General features: G+C 69.5%; 13 protein-coding genes. 10 read left to right on the top strand and 3 right to left on the bottom strand.

The window, feature by feature from the left end; genetic code table 11:
- The first annotated feature begins 9 nt into the window (after nt 1-9).
- Nucleotides 10-423: a PPOX class F420-dependent oxidoreductase gene (locus tag JWS13_RS11425; RefSeq protein WP_206005640.1), complete on the top strand. Its 414-nt coding sequence runs from the start codon at nt 10-12 to the stop codon at nt 421-423.
- A gap of 4 nt (nt 424-427) precedes the next feature.
- Here JWS13_RS11425 and JWS13_RS11420 read toward each other — a convergent pair whose 3' ends face one another.
- The gene (locus JWS13_RS11420) at nt 428-1,021 is read right to left on the bottom strand and encodes a hypothetical protein (protein ID WP_206005639.1); all 594 of its coding nucleotides are present in this window, start codon (nt 1,019-1,021) and stop codon (nt 428-430) included.
- Between the two features lie 159 nt (nt 1,022-1,180).
- Between JWS13_RS11420 and pruA the strand changes: the two genes are divergently transcribed.
- From pruA to JWS13_RS11380, 8 genes are all read left to right on the top strand, one after another.
- Nucleotides 1,181-2,821, top strand: a complete 1,641-nt coding sequence (gene pruA / locus JWS13_RS11415; RefSeq protein WP_206005638.1) for an L-glutamate gamma-semialdehyde dehydrogenase — start codon at nt 1,181-1,183, stop codon at nt 2,819-2,821.
- Entirely contained in the window at nt 2,818-3,795 is a 978-nt protein-coding gene (locus JWS13_RS11410; RefSeq protein WP_206005637.1) for a proline dehydrogenase family protein, read from the top strand. Before pruA ends, JWS13_RS11410 begins: the two co-directional genes overlap by 4 nt.
- Nucleotides 3,796-3,850: 55 nt before the next feature.
- Nucleotides 3,851-4,525 carry a rhomboid family intramembrane serine protease gene (locus tag JWS13_RS11405; protein WP_206005636.1) on the top strand — a complete coding sequence of 225 codons (675 nt, stop codon included), beginning with the start codon at nt 3,851-3,853 and terminating at the stop codon, nt 4,523-4,525.
- A gap of 12 nt (nt 4,526-4,537) precedes the next feature.
- Nucleotides 4,538-5,938, top strand: a complete 1,401-nt coding sequence (locus JWS13_RS11400) for an acyl-CoA synthetase (RefSeq protein WP_206005635.1) — start codon at nt 4,538-4,540, stop codon at nt 5,936-5,938.
- 52 nt (nt 5,939-5,990) lie between these two features.
- The gene (locus tag JWS13_RS11395) at nt 5,991-7,031 is read left to right on the top strand and encodes an NADP-dependent oxidoreductase (RefSeq protein WP_206005634.1); all 1,041 of its coding nucleotides are present in this window, start codon (nt 5,991-5,993) and stop codon (nt 7,029-7,031) included.
- Nucleotides 7,032-7,177: 146 nt separating this feature from the next.
- Nucleotides 7,178-8,416: a PucR family transcriptional regulator gene (locus tag JWS13_RS11390; protein WP_206005633.1), complete on the top strand. Its 1,239-nt coding sequence runs from the start codon at nt 7,178-7,180 to the stop codon at nt 8,414-8,416.
- Nucleotides 8,417-8,561: 145 nt separating this feature from the next.
- Nucleotides 8,562-10,208: a substrate-binding and VWA domain-containing protein gene (locus JWS13_RS11385; RefSeq protein WP_206005632.1), complete on the top strand. Its 1,647-nt coding sequence runs from the start codon at nt 8,562-8,564 to the stop codon at nt 10,206-10,208.
- 69 nt (nt 10,209-10,277) lie between these two features.
- Nucleotides 10,278-10,691, top strand: a complete 414-nt coding sequence (locus JWS13_RS11380) for a DUF1622 domain-containing protein (RefSeq protein ID WP_124392207.1) — start codon at nt 10,278-10,280, stop codon at nt 10,689-10,691.
- A gap of 15 nt (nt 10,692-10,706) precedes the next feature.
- Here JWS13_RS11380 and JWS13_RS11375 read toward each other — a convergent pair whose 3' ends face one another.
- A complete protein-coding gene (locus tag JWS13_RS11375; RefSeq protein WP_206005631.1) occupies nt 10,707-12,098 on the bottom strand; it encodes an amino acid permease in 1,392 nt (463 codons plus the stop codon).
- Between the two features lie 4 nt (nt 12,099-12,102).
- Nucleotides 12,103-13,056, bottom strand: coding sequence for a 2,3,4,5-tetrahydropyridine-2,6-dicarboxylate N-succinyltransferase (gene dapD / locus JWS13_RS11370; RefSeq protein WP_206005630.1), 954 nt, complete (start codon nt 13,054-13,056; stop codon nt 12,103-12,105).
- Nucleotides 13,057-13,198: 142 nt separating this feature from the next.
- Here dapD and JWS13_RS11365 point away from each other — a divergent pair, with 142 nt between their 5' ends.
- Nucleotides 13,199-14,155, top strand: coding sequence for an SMP-30/gluconolactonase/LRE family protein (locus JWS13_RS11365; RefSeq protein ID WP_206005629.1), 957 nt, complete (start codon nt 13,199-13,201; stop codon nt 14,153-14,155).
- The last annotated feature ends 5 nt before the right edge of the window (nt 14,156-14,160 follow it).

Here is a 14,160-nt window from a genome sequence, read left to right as displayed (position 1 = left end):
CCTGACGTCATGTCCTTCACCGAGCAAGAACTCGACTACCTGGCCTCACAGCGCATCGGCAGGCTCGCCACCGTGCAACTGGGCGGAACCTTGCAGGTCAGTCCCGTCGGCTTCCACTACAACCCCCACACGTCCACGATCGACATCCAGGGCTACAACATGGCGGCGAGCCGTAAGTTCCGCAACGTCGCCGACAACGGGAGGGTGGCGTTCGTCGTGGACGACGTGCCGTCCGTCGACCCGTGGCGGGTCCGCTGCGTCGAAATCCGCGGTCGCGCCGAGGCCCTCGACGCCGACGCCGCTCAGGCGAACGGCCTCGGTGGCCCGACCATCCGCATCCGCCCCGAGCGCATCATCAGCTTCGGGCTCGGCGCCACCGACCAGGACGTCCACCAGCTCGTCTCGAACGCACGCGACGTGTAGCGGACTACGCGATGTCCGGCGAGTAGCCGGCCGCGAGCACGGCGACGGTGGACGGCGGTGTGAGGACCGTGGCGGTGCCGCCCGCCGGCCGCTTCGACGGCGCCCCGTATCCGTCGTCCGACCACGGGACGACGGTGTCGTCGAGCACGACCGCGGGTTCGTCGTCGAACAGCACGAAGGTGCCGCGGGGCAGCGACGACCAGGCGGCCCGGTGCGTTCGCTGACGGGACCCGTCCAGTCGTTCCCCGTGCAACCGGGCGTCCATCTCGTCGGCGCTCGGCAGCCCGCCCCCGTTCGCGGACCGCCAGGCGGCGCGAAAATCGTTGTACCGCTCGCGCCTGCACAGGGCGCACGGCCGGTGCCCGGCGGCCAGCGCCACCGCCTCGTCGTGGAAGAACAGCACCGTGTAGTGGCCCTCGTTCCACTGCGGGACCGTGCGCGCCGGGTAGTCGGTGACGCAGATGATCCACCGTTTACCGGAATGATTGCGCACCACGGAGCGCCCGCGGTGCAGGCGGCCCCGATTGCCCATGAACCGGCCGCGCAGCGGAATCGCGACGATGTCGGATCGGGGTGACACGCGGTTCCGTTCGGCCATGCGCCGATGGTAGCCAGCCCGTCGGCGCGTCAAAACCGGATGGCTGCCCCCGTACAGAGCTAACCTGGGCTCGAGGGTTCCGTTCGGACGGGTGTCCCCGTCCGGCCGCGGTTCCCGGTCACAGTTCCTCACACGATCTGAGGGCAGGAGGCAGGCAGCATGGACGCCATCACCCAGGTTCCGGTGCCCACCAACGAGCCGGTCCACACGTACGCGCCGGGCAGTCCCGAACGTTCCCGAGTGCAATCCGCGCTCACCGACATCGCCACCAATCCCGTCGACATCCCGCACGTGATCGGGGGCAAACACCGTCACGGCAATGGCGACCGCGTCGACGTCGTACAACCCCATCGGCACGCCGCCGTGCTCGGCACGCTGCGCAGCGCCACCCACGACGACGCGTCGGCGGCGGTCGAGGCGGCCACGGCCGCGGCACCGGACTGGCGGGCGCTGTCGTTCGACGACCGGGCCGCCGTGATCCTGCGTGCCGCTGACCTGCTGTCCGGGCCCTGGCGCGAGACACTCGCCGCGGCGACGATGCTCGGGCAGTCGAAGTCGGTCCAGCAAGCCGAGATCGACGCACCGTGCGAGCTGATCGACTTCTGGCGCTTCAACGTTCACTTCGCCCGCCAGATCCTCGCCGACCAGCCCATCTCCTCGCCGGGTGTGTGGAACCGGCTCGAATACCGCCCGCTCGAGGGCTTCGTCTACGCCATTACTCCGTTCAACTTCAGCGCGATCGCCGGCAATCTGCCGACCGCGCCCGCGCTGATGGGCAACACGGTGATCTGGAAGCCGTCGTCGACGCAGACCGTCGCCGCGTACTGGACGATCAAACTGCTCGAAGCGGCGGGCATGCCCCCGGGTGTGATCAATCTGCTCACCGGCAGCGGGCAGGCGGTGTCGGAGGTGCTGCTGAGCGACCCCCGGCTCGCCGGAATCCACTTCACGGGATCGACCCGCACGTTCCAGCATCTCTGGAGCGAGGTGGGCGCGAATATCGGGCAGTACGCGGGCTACCCCCGGCTGGTGGGGGAGACCGGCGGCAAGGACTTCGTGGTCGCGCACGCCTCGGCCGACGAGGACGTACTCCGGACGGCGCTGGTCCGCGGCGCATTCGAATACCAGGGCCAGAAGTGTTCCGCCGCCTCCCGGGCCTACGTCCCGAAATCGTTGTGGCGGAGGATGCGGGACACGTTCACTGCGGAAGTCGACGCCCTCACCTACGGGGACGTGACAGACCTGGAGAACTTCGGCGGCGCCCTCATCGACCGGCGCGCCTACGACAAGAACGTCGCGGCCATCGAACGCGCCCGCGGCGCGGCAGGCCTCGAGATCGCCGTCGGCGGCAAGTACGACGACAGCGTCGGCTACTTCGTCCGTCCCACCGTGCTCCTCGCGGACGACCCCGCCGACGAGGCAATGACCACCGAGTACTTCGGCCCGATCCTGACGGTGCACGTGTACGACGACTCGGCCCCGAACGCGTTCGCCGACGTGCTCGCCAAGGTCGACTCGGCGGCCCCGTACGCACTGACCGGTGCGGTGATCGCCGACGACCGGCAGGCCGTCGAGCAGGCCACGTCGGCACTGCGGTACACCGCCGGAAACTTCTACGTCAACGACAAGCCGACCGGTGCCGTCGTCGGGCAGCAACCGTTCGGCGGGGCCCGCGCCTCCGGTACCAACGACAAGGCCGGGTCCAAACTCAACCTGCTGCGCTGGGTGTCGGCCCGCACCATCAAGGAGACGTTCGTCCCCGCCACCGATTACCGATATCCGCACATGGGGTCGGAATGAAAGCGCCGACGGTCCTGGCGAATCCGCTCCGCCCGGCGATCCTCGCGGCGGCCCGGTCGTCGCGCGTCAAACGCGCCGTCACCGGTGCCCCGGTCACCCGGAAACTGGTCGACCGCTTCGTGGCGGGCGAGAGCCGGGAGTCGGCGCTGGCGTCCGTTCGGGAGATCCTCGATTCGGGCCGGTCGGTGTCGATCGACTTCCTCGGTGAGGACACCCATGACGCAGCGGGTGCGCAGGCGACGGTCGACGAGTACCTGGCGCTCGTCGCCGATCTCGGTGCCCTGCCGGAGGCGGCGGACGGGACGTCGGGGGTCCGGCGGCTCGAGGTGTCGATGAAGTTGTCGGCGCTCGGTCAGGCGCTCGCCGGCGACGGCACACGGATCGCCACCGGCAACGCCCGCACGATCTGCGCCGCAGCCGAGGCGGCCGGGGTGTGGGTGACCGTGGACGCCGAGGACCACACCACCACCGATTCGACGCTCGCGATCGTCCGCGAACTCCGCACCGACTTCCCGTGGCTCGGTGCGGTGCTGCAGTCGTATCTGCGCCGCACCGAGGACGACTGTCGTGCCCTCGCGGGCCCCGGCTCGCGGGTCCGGCTCTGCAAGGGGGCGTACCGGGAACCCGAGTCCGTGGCATTCAAGGACCGCGCCGCCGTGGACGCCTCGTATCTGCGTTGCCTGACGATCCTCATGGAAGGCGACGGGTACCCGATGGTGGCCTCGCACGACCCGGCCGTCATCGACGCGGTCGCCCCGCTGGTCGGGCGCACCGGCCGCGCCGCGGACGCCTACGAGCACCAGATGCTGTTCGGGATCCGGGACGTCGAGCAACTCCGGCTCGCGAACCGGGACAAGCAGGTTCGGGTGTACGTGCCCTACGGAAGTCAGTGGTACGCGTACTTCATGCGGCGACTGGCCGAGCGTCCCTCGAACCTGCGGTTCTTCCTGCGCTCGGTGGTCACCCGGGACTGACCGGCGCGGGCCGCTGACCGGATCCGGTGCGGGCGCGCCGTTGTAGAGTTTCGCGGTGACGACTTCTGGCGCGGGATGGATCAGCGCGGTCCTCTTCGTCGTCGTTCTCGTCCTCGCCTCACTGATCGGATCGGTGCGGATCGGTGAGGGGCGCATCGGCGAGGCGGGGTTCACCCGTCCGCCGCGCACCGCGGTGGTGCTGTGGTTGCTGATCGCCGTGCCGTCGCTGCTGCAGATCGTCGTTCCCGCCGTCCTCGACGCCCTCGAGCGTGACCCCGACCAGATCCGGGACCACCAGTGGTGGCGGATCTTCACGTCGGTCGCGGTGCAGGACGGGGGACTGGCCGGAACCGTGGTGAACCTGCTCGTCCTCGCCTGGGTGGCGCCGCTCGCGGTCCGGGTATGGGGTGGAGTCCGGGCAGTACTGCTGTTCGTGGCGAGCCAGATCATCTTCGGCCTGTTCACCGCTTTCCTGTTCCCGTCGCCCGGCGCGGGCAATTCCGGTGCCACGCTCGCGCTGGCCGCGTCGTTCGCGGGGCTGGTGGTGATGCAGTCCAAGGACAGGCGAGTCCTCGCCGCGAGTGGTGGCATCGTGCTCGCCGGAGTCCTGCTGGTGGTGGTCGACGACGCCCACGGACTGGCCGTCCTGACCGGGGCCCTGCTGGGCGCGGCACTCGCCACCGTCAGTCCGCCGCCGGGAGACCCACCGGACCGCGCCCGGGCCCTGTGAGAAGCTGTCGATGTGCTGCTGCGATCTCTGAATCCTCTGGCCGTCGCCCAGGGCGACGACATTCCCGACGCCATCCGGATCGGCGACACCACCCTGTCGCGAGGCGACGTGCTCGGTGCGGCGACGTCCGTGGCCGAACGGGTGGCACGCGCGGATCGGGTCGCGATTCTCGCCACCCCCACCGCGAGCACCGTCCTCGCCGTCGTGGGCTGCCTCATCGCCGGTGTGACCGCGGTGCCGGTGCCGCCCGATTCCGGCCCCGCCGAACTCGAGCACATCCTGCGCGATTCCGGTGCGCAGGCGTGGCTCGGTGAGGCGCCGGCTGACGCTGCGGGCCTGCCCGTCGTTCCGGTGCGCCTCCACGCCCGGTCGTGGCACAGCTACCCCGAACCACCCGAGTCGAGCATCGCGTTCGTGCTCTACACGTCCGGCACGACGGGACCGCCCAAGGGAGTCCTGATCAGCAGGAAGGCCATCGCCGCCGGTCTCGACGCCCTCGCGGACGCCTGGCAGTGGACCCGCAACGACACTCTGGTGCAAGGACTTCCGCTGTTCCACATCCACGGGCTGATCCTCGGTGTGCTGGGACCGCTGCGTATCGGCAGCAGGCTCGTCCACACGGTCAAACCCACCCCGGCCGCCTACGCCGCGGCGCGCGGAACGATGTACTTCGGAGTCCCCACGGTGTGGAGTCGCATCGCAGGCGACCCCGAGTCGGCGCGGGCTCTGTCGGGTGCGCGACTGCTGGTGTCGGGGAGCGCCCCGCTGCCCGTCCCGGTGTTCGAGAAGGTGCAGGAGCTGACCGGGCTCGCACTCGTCGAGCGGTACGGCATGAGCGAGACGATGCTCACGCTCAGCACCCGCGCCGACGGCGAACGACGCCCGGGGTGGGTCGGTGTGCCGCTCCGCGGCGTCGAGACCCGGCTGCGCGACGAGCGCGGCGGCGACGTCCCCCACGACGGCGAATCCATCGGTGGCCTGCAGGTGCGGGGGCCGATGCTGTTCGACGGCTACCTCGGCAGACCCGACGCGACCGCCGAATCGTTCACGGACGACGGCTTCTTCAAGACCGGCGACGTCGCCGTCATCGACCCGGGCGGGTTCCACCGCATCGTCGGCCGCGAATCCACGGACCTCATCAAATCGGGTGGATTCCGCGTCGGGGCCGGCGAGGTGGAGACATCCCTCCTCGGCCACCCGAGCGTGCGGGAGGCGGCGGTCGTCGGCGTCCCCGACCCGGACCTCGGTCAGCGGCTCGTGGCGTTCGTGGTGGGTGACGACGTGTCGGAGGCCGCGCTGATCGAGCACGTGGCCACCGAACTGTCGGTGCACAAGCGGCCCCGCGAGATTCGCGTCGTCGAGTCGCTTCCCCGCAACGCGATGGGCAAGGTGCAGAAGAAGCAGCTGTTCTGAAATCGGTAAGGTGGCGGGCGATACCGGCCCAACACGGATTGGCAGGCGCACAGTGAGTGTCGAGAGCATCGTCCAGAGCACCCGGATCGTCCTCGCCTCCCGGCCGGACGGCGCGCCCACCGCCGACAACTTCCGGCTCGAGGCGGTGAACCTCCCCGACCCCGCCGACGGCCAGGTGCTGATCCGCGTCATCTATCTCTCGCTCGACCCGTACATGCGCGGGCGGATGAGCGCCGCCGAGTCGTACGCCGAACCGGTCGAGATCGACGAGGTCATGGTCGGCGGCACCGTCGGGCAGGTCGTCGACTCCCGGCACCCGGATTTCGAGGCCGGTGACTACGTTCTCGGGTACGCGGGCTGGCAGTCGCATGCCGTGGTCGACGGCAACCACCTCCGTGCACTCGACCGCGACGGCGCCCCGTTGTCGACCGCGGTCGGAGTACTCGGCATGCCCGGCTTCACCGCGTACTCCGGCCTGCTGAGGATCGGGCAACCCAAGGCTGGCGAGACCGTGGTCGTCGCGGCGGCCAGCGGTCCGGTCGGTTCCGCCGTCGGGCAGATCGCGAAACAGAAGGGCGCCCGGGCCGTCGGCATCGCGGGCGGGCCGGAGAAGTGCGCCTACCTGCTGGACGAACTCGGATTCGACGCCGCCGTCGACCACCGGTCCCCGAACTTCGCCGAGGAACTGCGCGCCGCGTGTCCCGACGGTATCGACGTCTACTTCGAGAACGTCGGCGGCGCGGTGGCCGCGGCGGTGCTGCCGCTGCTCAACCTGTACGCGCGCGTTCCCGTGTGCGGCCTGATCGCGCAGTACAACGACACGGAGACCCCCGAGGGGCCGGATCGGCTGCCCGGGTTCTTCAGCCGGGTGCTCGTCAAGAGCCTCACCATCCGCGGGTTCATCCAGAGCGAGTTCGTCTCCGAGATGTACGCGGACTTCCAGCGCGACGTGTCCGGGTGGATCCGGGAGGGCCGATTCGCCTACCGCGAGGACGTCGTGGACGGGCTCGAGAATGCGCCCGCGGCGTTCATCGGGCTGCTCCGGGGCAGCAACTTCGGCAAGCTGGTGGTCCGGGTCGCCGAGGAGAACTGACCGACCACTCTGCTGCGATTCCTGTATTCGCCCTGGACAGGGCTCTGTCGTGATACAACTGTGACAGAAGCGGACCCTCGTTATGTTTGCGTGATGTCGATGATGCGGGAGTTCGGTGTCATCCACCCACGGGAGCGATCAGAGCTATGACGAATCACAGTCCTGAGGCGGGTTCGCAGATCCTCGTCGACGGCAGGCCCGCGTCCGCCCCGCTGCGCGACACGCTGACTGTCGCGCAGAACCTGGTCCGGCATTTCGCCGACAACGTCACCCCGTGCGGTTCGCTTCCCGGCGAACAACTGCAGAGCGACGTCATGGATTTCACCATCGTCTGCCTCGGTCTCGGCATCCAGATGCTCGACGAGGGCATCAGCCCGACGGACGAGGACCTCGCGGAGGTCCGCAACAGTTCCGCGCGCTGGGCCCGCGAGGGATTCCCGCTGAAACTCGTGCTCCGCATCCTCCACGAAGGCATCCGCGAGGCCGGCGATCTCGTCGCCTCGAACGCCCGCGAGGAGGACCTGCCCGAACTCCTGGTCATCCAGAAGGTGATGTTCAGCCTCCTCGAATGCGTGACGGTCGCCGCCACGACCAGCTATGTGGAGGAACTCGAAGCGGTCAACAGCGAACGCGACGGTGCCGCAGTCAATCTCGTCACGGCGCTGCTCAGCGGTCGGAACGCGGCGACCGCGGCCCGGCATGCGGGTGTGGAGCTGGCCGACGAGTACGTGGTGCTGGGGCTGTCGATTCCCTCGCATCCCACCGAGGCCGTGACCCACCGGCGCAAGGCCGTCGTCGCCCGGCAGAAGCTGCACCGGTTGCAGATCGAACTGGCGGACGCCGCGGGTGGGGCGGCCCTCTGTTCGCTGAGCCCCGACGGCGGCACGCTGCTGCTGCCGGGTTCGCCGGAGCGGGCGTGGATGGTCTCCCTGCTCGACCGGATCGGCGCTGCCGCCGGGGTTCCCCTCACCGCCACCGCGACCCGGGTCCGGACCGACGGTATCCCCGCGGCGGCGGATCAGGTCCACGAACTCCTGGGTCTCGCCCATCAGCTGGGCCTGGAGCCGGGCCTCTACGAGATGGACGATCTGGCGCTCGAATACCAGCTCACCCGGCCGGGGCCGGGCAGGACTTACCTGGCCCGGCTCCTCGAACCGCTGAAGGGCTCGCCCGAACTGGTCGAGACGCTCGAGGTGCACATCGGCCACGATCTGAATCGGCAGCGGACCGCGAAGCAGATGCACCTTCACACCAACACGGTCGACTACCGGCTCAAACGGGTGGCGCAGCTGACGGGCTGCGATCCGACCCGCCCGTCCGGGCTCCGGCGGATCCAGGCCGCGCTCGTGGCACGCCGGCTCGAGGTCGAGCAACCCGACCGCTGACAGGTCCGCTCGCGCCGCTGGACGGAAAATCCTGTCACCAGCACAAAGTTTTTCCGAGCACCGTTCGCTACGATGTGGGCCGGATCATATTCGGTCCGATGCGACGGTGGTCGTCTCGTGACCGAACCGTTAGAGGGGGCAGGCGATGGCCGGAGGGCGTCATTCGAGCGCGGGGCCGGAGCGAGAGGGGCGCTCACCCGCCTTCTACGCGGTGTGCGCTGCCGCCGTCATCGGGCTCGTGGCCTCCGTCGTGGTCGTCGTTCAGGCGGTGCGCTCCTGGGCGGACGAGTGCGACCAGGTCACCGACTACACCCTCGCCGCCGACCCGAGCATCGCTCCCGCCCTCGACACCATCCTCGGCGAAGCGAAGAGCACCGACCTGGGCTGCGCGAACATCGCCGTCGGCGCCGCGACATCCGGCGACATCGCGGGACGGCTCGGCAAGGGAACCGACGCCCCCGACCTCTGGATCCCCGACAGTGGGGCATGGGTGGGCAAGGCGGCACTCACCGCGGCCGGGCCGGTCGAGGTCATGACGGGGTCGGTCGCGTCCTCGCCCGTCGTGCTGGCCTCCCGCGCGGAGGACGCACCCACGTCACCGACGTGGCTCGCGGCCCTGCAGATCAAGGACATCCAGCTGGGCAACCCCCTCGTGACGGGGGTCGCGCAGGCGCCGATCAACGCGGCACTCGCCGAGGGCCAAGCCGATCCCGTGTCCGCGGGGACGGTGCGGGCGGCGCTGGTCCCGCTCGCGCAGGAGGAAAGTGCGCGCACCGAGGACGAACCCGTCGGCGAGGAGATGCTGCAGGGCGTCGTCGACAACGGCGGAGTCGCCGTCGCCACCGAACAGTCCGTGCTCGAATTCACCGACGGTGACGGCGCGCGAACGCTCGCCGCGACGGTTCCCCCGACGGGCAGCAACTTCATGAACTTCCCGCTCGTCGTCACGTCGCCTGCCCCGGACCGGCACTACAAGGCCACCCAGGTGGCCCGTGCCGTCGCCGCGGTCCTCGGCGGAGAGGAGGCCCGCGCGGTGCTCGCCGAGCACGGATTCCGCGGACCGGACGGGAGCCCACCGGCCGACGGCCGCGGCGTCGGCCGGGTCACCAAGCTCGCGCTCGACGACGAGTCGCCGCTGCAGGACGCCCTGGGCGGATGGGCGCTGATGGCGCTGCCGATCCGCACGCTCGTCGCGATCGACGTGTCGGGGTCGATGGAGACCCCGGCGGGCAACCGGTCGCGCATGGACCTCACGGTCGATGCCGCCCTCGCAGGCAACGCGATGTTCCCGGACAGCGTGTCCGCGGGGCTGTGGGCGTTCTCGCAGGGGCGGGGCGGCGGACCTCAGGACTATCAGGAGCTGGTCCCGATCCGCCGCTACGACACCGTCGTCGACGGACTCACGCAGCGTGCGCTGATGGCGCAGCAGGCGGGGAAGGTCGAGGGGCTGATCGGCGGCGGCACCGGCCTGTACGACACGACGCTCGCCGCGTTCCGGACGGTGCAGGACAGTTACGACCCGCGCGCGGTGAACAGCGTGATCATCCTGACCGACGGCGCCAACGAGGACCCGGACTCCATCACGAAGGAACAGTTGCTCGGCATCCTGGAGCGTGAGATGGACCCGGCCCGGCCCGTCATCATCGTGACCATCGGCATCACCGACGACGCGGACGCGGCCACGCTCGCCGAGATCTCGCGGGTAACCGGAGGGTCGAGCTACGTCGCGAAGGATCCCGCCGACATCGCCAACGTGTTCGTCAACGCGTTGGCCGCCCGCGGCCGCAGTTAGCGCCTACCGTGATGCGGGGGACGGGTAGGCAGCCTCCGCGAACATCCTCCGGAACAGGAACGCTCACACATGGACACTGTCAGGTTCTTCGAGTTCGCGACCGAATTGTTCGAAGTGCTCGGTGTCTCGTCCATGGTCCTGGGATTCGTCTTCGCGTTCGTCCTCGCCGTGCGGGCCTGGAAGCGGACCGGTGACGGTGCCCGGGCGTTCAAGACCCTGCGGGAGTCGCTCGGCGGCGCGATCCTGCTCGGTCTGGAACTGCTCGTCGCGGCGGACATCGTCAAGACCGTCACGTCGACGCCGTCGCTGACCGATGCCGCGGTGCTCGGTGTGATCGTGCTGATCCGGACCGTGCTGAGTCTGTCGATCGAGATCGAGATCGAGGGTGTCGCGCCGTGGCGGAAAGCGCTGGTGACCGGTCCGCAGGTCCTCGCCCACGCGGCGCGCACCTCCGGAGATCCGGATCGGACGCCCGACCGGTGAGTGCCCGGCCCCGGGTCACACCGTCCGGGAATGCCTTCGCAGCCGGGTGTTGATGAAGCCGAGGGCCGCGATGACGAGGAACAGCACGCACGTCGAGATCAGCTGGGTGCGGGCGTCGGTGTCGAACAGCATGAGCACGACGAAACCGGCGAGCATCGCGAGCGTGAGGTAGCTGAGCCACGGGAACAGCCACATGCGCACCGTCAGCTTGCCCTCGCGTTCGAGCCGCGGGCGCAGCTTCAGGTGTGAGACGACGATGAAGATCCAGATGACGAGCAGCGCCGAGCCGACGGCGTTGAGGAGCAGACCCAGCAGGTCGTCCGGCAGCCACCAGTTGAGCAGCACGCTGACGAAACCGAAGAACACCGACAGCAGCACCGCATTGAGCGGCACCCCGGAATTCGAGATCCGGGCCATGAATGCGGGACCGTCGCCGCGCCGCGACAGCGAATACGCCATCCGCGACGTGCCGTAGATGTTGGCGTTGAACGCCGACAGCAACGCCACCACGACCACGAGTTCCATGAACCCGGCCACGTACGGGATGTGCGCCTGGTTCAGAACGGCTACGAACGGTCCGCTCTTCAGGTCCGACGAGTCCCAGGGAAGGACGAGGACCATGATCGAGATCGAACCGAGGTAGAAGACGCTGATGCGCCAGACGACGCTGCGCACCGCCACGGCGATCGAACGCTCCGGGTCCTCGGACTCCGCGGCCGCGATGGTCACGATCTCGATGCCGCCGAACGCGAAGGCCACCACCAGCAGTCCCGCGGCGACGCCGGCGAAGCCCTCCGGCATGAAGCCGCCGTGCCCGAACAGGTTGGTGGTGCCCACCGGTTCGGTGTCCGGGAGCAGGCCGAACACCAGCAGCACACCGATCACCAGGAAACCGATGATGACGGTGACCTTGATGGCGGCGAACCAGAACTCGAACTCGCCGAAGTTGCTGACCTTCGCGAGGTTGACGACCGCGAAGAAGATCACGAACACGAGGGCGACCACCCACTGCGGCACCCCGGGCAGCCAGGCGCTCACGATGCCGGAGGCGCCCGTGATCTCGGCGCCGAGCACCATGATCAACATGAACCAGTAGAGCCACCCCATCACGAATCCGGCCCAGTCGCCGATGCCGATCCGCGCGTAGTGCGAGAAGGATCCGCTGGCCGGAATCGCCGCTCCCATCTCGCCGAGCATCCGCATCACGAAGACGACGATGATGCCGGCGAGAAGGTAGGAGACGAGGACGGCCGGACCGGCGGTCGCGATCCCGACACCGGTACCGAGGAACAGTCCGGCACCGATCGCGGAACCGAGGCCCATCATCGTCAGGTGACGGACCTTCAGGCCCCGGCCGAGGGTGCCGGTCGAATCGGTCGATGTGCCGGGTGTTCGCGAACCGCTCACAGCGTCAGTCGTTGGCGTGCAGCGCGGCGTTCAGTTCGACGCCGGTGCCCTTCCACGGCACGACCTCGACGGCCCCGGACACGGAGTTGCGACGGAAGAGCAGGTTGGACTGGCCGTTGAGTTCCTTGGCCTTCACGACGGTGCCGTCCGGGCCGGTGACCTTGGTACCCGCGGTCACGTACAGCCCGGCCTCGAGGACGCAGTCGTCGCCGAGCGAGATGCCGAGACCGGCATTGGCGCCGAGCAGGCAGCGCTTGCCGACGGAGATGGTCTCCTTGCCGCCACCGGACAGGGTGCCCATGATCGAGGCGCCGCCGCCCACATCGGATCCGTCGTCGACGACGACACCGGCGGAGATACGGCCTTCGACCATCGAACTGCCGAGCGTGCCCGCGTTGAAGTTGACGAAGCCTTCGTGCATCACGGTGGTGCCGCTGGCCAGGTGGGCCCCCAGGCGGACGCGGTCGGCGTCGGCGATGCGGACGCCGGACGGGACGACGTAGTCGACCATGCGCGGGAACTTGTCGACACCGAACACGGTGACGACGCCGCGGATACGCAGGCGGGACCGCACCTTCTCGAAGCCCTCGACAGCGCAGGGGCCGAAGTTGGTCCACACCACGTTGGACAGCAGGCCGAACAGTCCGTCGAGGTTGACGCCGTGCGGGGCCACCAGGCGATGCGAGAGGAGGTGAAGGCGCAGGTAGGCGTCGTGGGCGTCGGCAGGCGGCGCGGACAGGTCGGCGATGGTGGTGCGCACCACGACCTGGTCGACCTCACGTGCCTCGTCGGGTCCGGCGAGAAGTGCCAGATCGGAGGGGATGTCGCCACCCTCGATCCGCACGGTGCCCGCGCTGTCGAACGTTCCCAGCTCAGGCGCCGGGAACCAGGTGTCGAGGACCGTGCCGCCGACGGTCACGTTGGCGATGCCTACTGCTGATGCTCCCTGTGTGCTCACGGCAGTAGAGGTTACTGCCTCATTACTCGGGCATTCTCGAGCGGTCGTTATCTCGGCGTGATCGATTCGAAACCGAGCGGGTTCCGGGCTCATGGGGGACCATGCACGGGGCACGTGCGAGACACCGGGAAAGGTCGTGGCAATGCGTATTTCACAGTGGGGCCGAGTCACGGGACGCGGCCTGCGGGCCGTGGCCGCGGGGGCGTTGCTCGCCGGGGTGGTGTCGGTGGCGGCGCCGCAGACCGCGTCCGCCGCGCCGGTGTGTCCGGGCGCAGGCCAGCCGCCGGTCCTGGTGGGGCGCGTGCCGGGTGCCGCGCTCGAGGGCGTCGCCGTGGACGGCGGCGGCCGGCTCTACACGACCGACCTGATCAGCGGGCGGGTGTTCCGTCTCGACGCGCCGGGAGCGCCGGCGGTCCCCGTCGCGACGGTGCCTGGCGGCAGCGGCGCGGGCGCCCTCGCCTGGGCGTCCGACGGATCACTGCTGGTGGGGTACGGCGCGGACGCCCGTGTGCTCCTCGGCGACATCCTGCGTCCGGGAGCGATCGCGAAGCTGAACACCGCCACCGGCGCGCTCACCCCGTTCGTGTCGGGTCTGAGCGCGGCGAACGGACTCGACGTCGACGCCGCCGGGACCGCGTACGCCACCAACGACTTCGGAACGCAGATCGGGCGGGTGTTCCCCGACGGCCGGGTCGAACCGAACTGGGCGACGCTGCCCAGCGCGAACGGCGCGGTGCTCGGTGTCGACGACCGGTACCTCTACGTGTCGCGGACGTTCGTGAACCCGGGCGTGAGCCGGATCCCGATCGCGAACCCGGGAGCCTCCGAAAGCATCCTCGACCTGTCCGGTCCCGACACGTTCGCGGCACCCGACGGCCTGACCCTGGATTCGCGGGGACGCCCGGTGGTCCCGGCCAACGTGCGCGGCGAGATCTGGCGCGTCGACGCGCCGGGCCAGTACTGCGTGCTGGCGTCGGGACTGCCGTCGTCGAGCATGGTCGTGTACGGGCAGGGGTCCGGCGGCTTCTCCGCGGGACGGTTGTTCCGCATCGGTTTCGACGGTGCGATCTACGAGATCCCGGGTGGCTTCGACGGGTAGCAACA

The sequence above is a fragment of the Rhodococcus pseudokoreensis genome (assembly GCF_017068395.1).
Lineage (GTDB): Bacteria > Actinomycetota > Actinomycetes > Mycobacteriales > Mycobacteriaceae > Rhodococcus_F > Rhodococcus_F pseudokoreensis.
This window is presented reverse-complemented; position numbering and strand designations above follow the sequence as displayed.

Coding starts and splice junctions, on each gene's coding strand:
- JWS13_RS11425 (WP_206005640.1), top strand. CDS start 10: ATGTCCTTCACCGAGCAAGAACTCGACTACCTGGCCTCACAGCGCATC.
- JWS13_RS11420 (WP_206005639.1), bottom strand. CDS start 1,021: ATGGCCGAACGGAACCGCGTGTCACCCCGATCCGACATCGTCGCGATT.
- pruA (WP_206005638.1), top strand. CDS start 1,181: ATGGACGCCATCACCCAGGTTCCGGTGCCCACCAACGAGCCGGTCCAC.
- JWS13_RS11410 (WP_206005637.1), top strand. CDS start 2,818: ATGAAAGCGCCGACGGTCCTGGCGAATCCGCTCCGCCCGGCGATCCTC.
- JWS13_RS11390 (WP_206005633.1), top strand. CDS start 7,178: ATGACGAATCACAGTCCTGAGGCGGGTTCGCAGATCCTCGTCGACGGC.
- JWS13_RS11385 (WP_206005632.1), top strand. CDS start 8,562: ATGGCCGGAGGGCGTCATTCGAGCGCGGGGCCGGAGCGAGAGGGGCGC.
- JWS13_RS11380 (WP_124392207.1), top strand. CDS start 10,278: ATGGACACTGTCAGGTTCTTCGAGTTCGCGACCGAATTGTTCGAAGTG.
- JWS13_RS11365 (WP_206005629.1), top strand. CDS start 13,199: ATGCGTATTTCACAGTGGGGCCGAGTCACGGGACGCGGCCTGCGGGCC.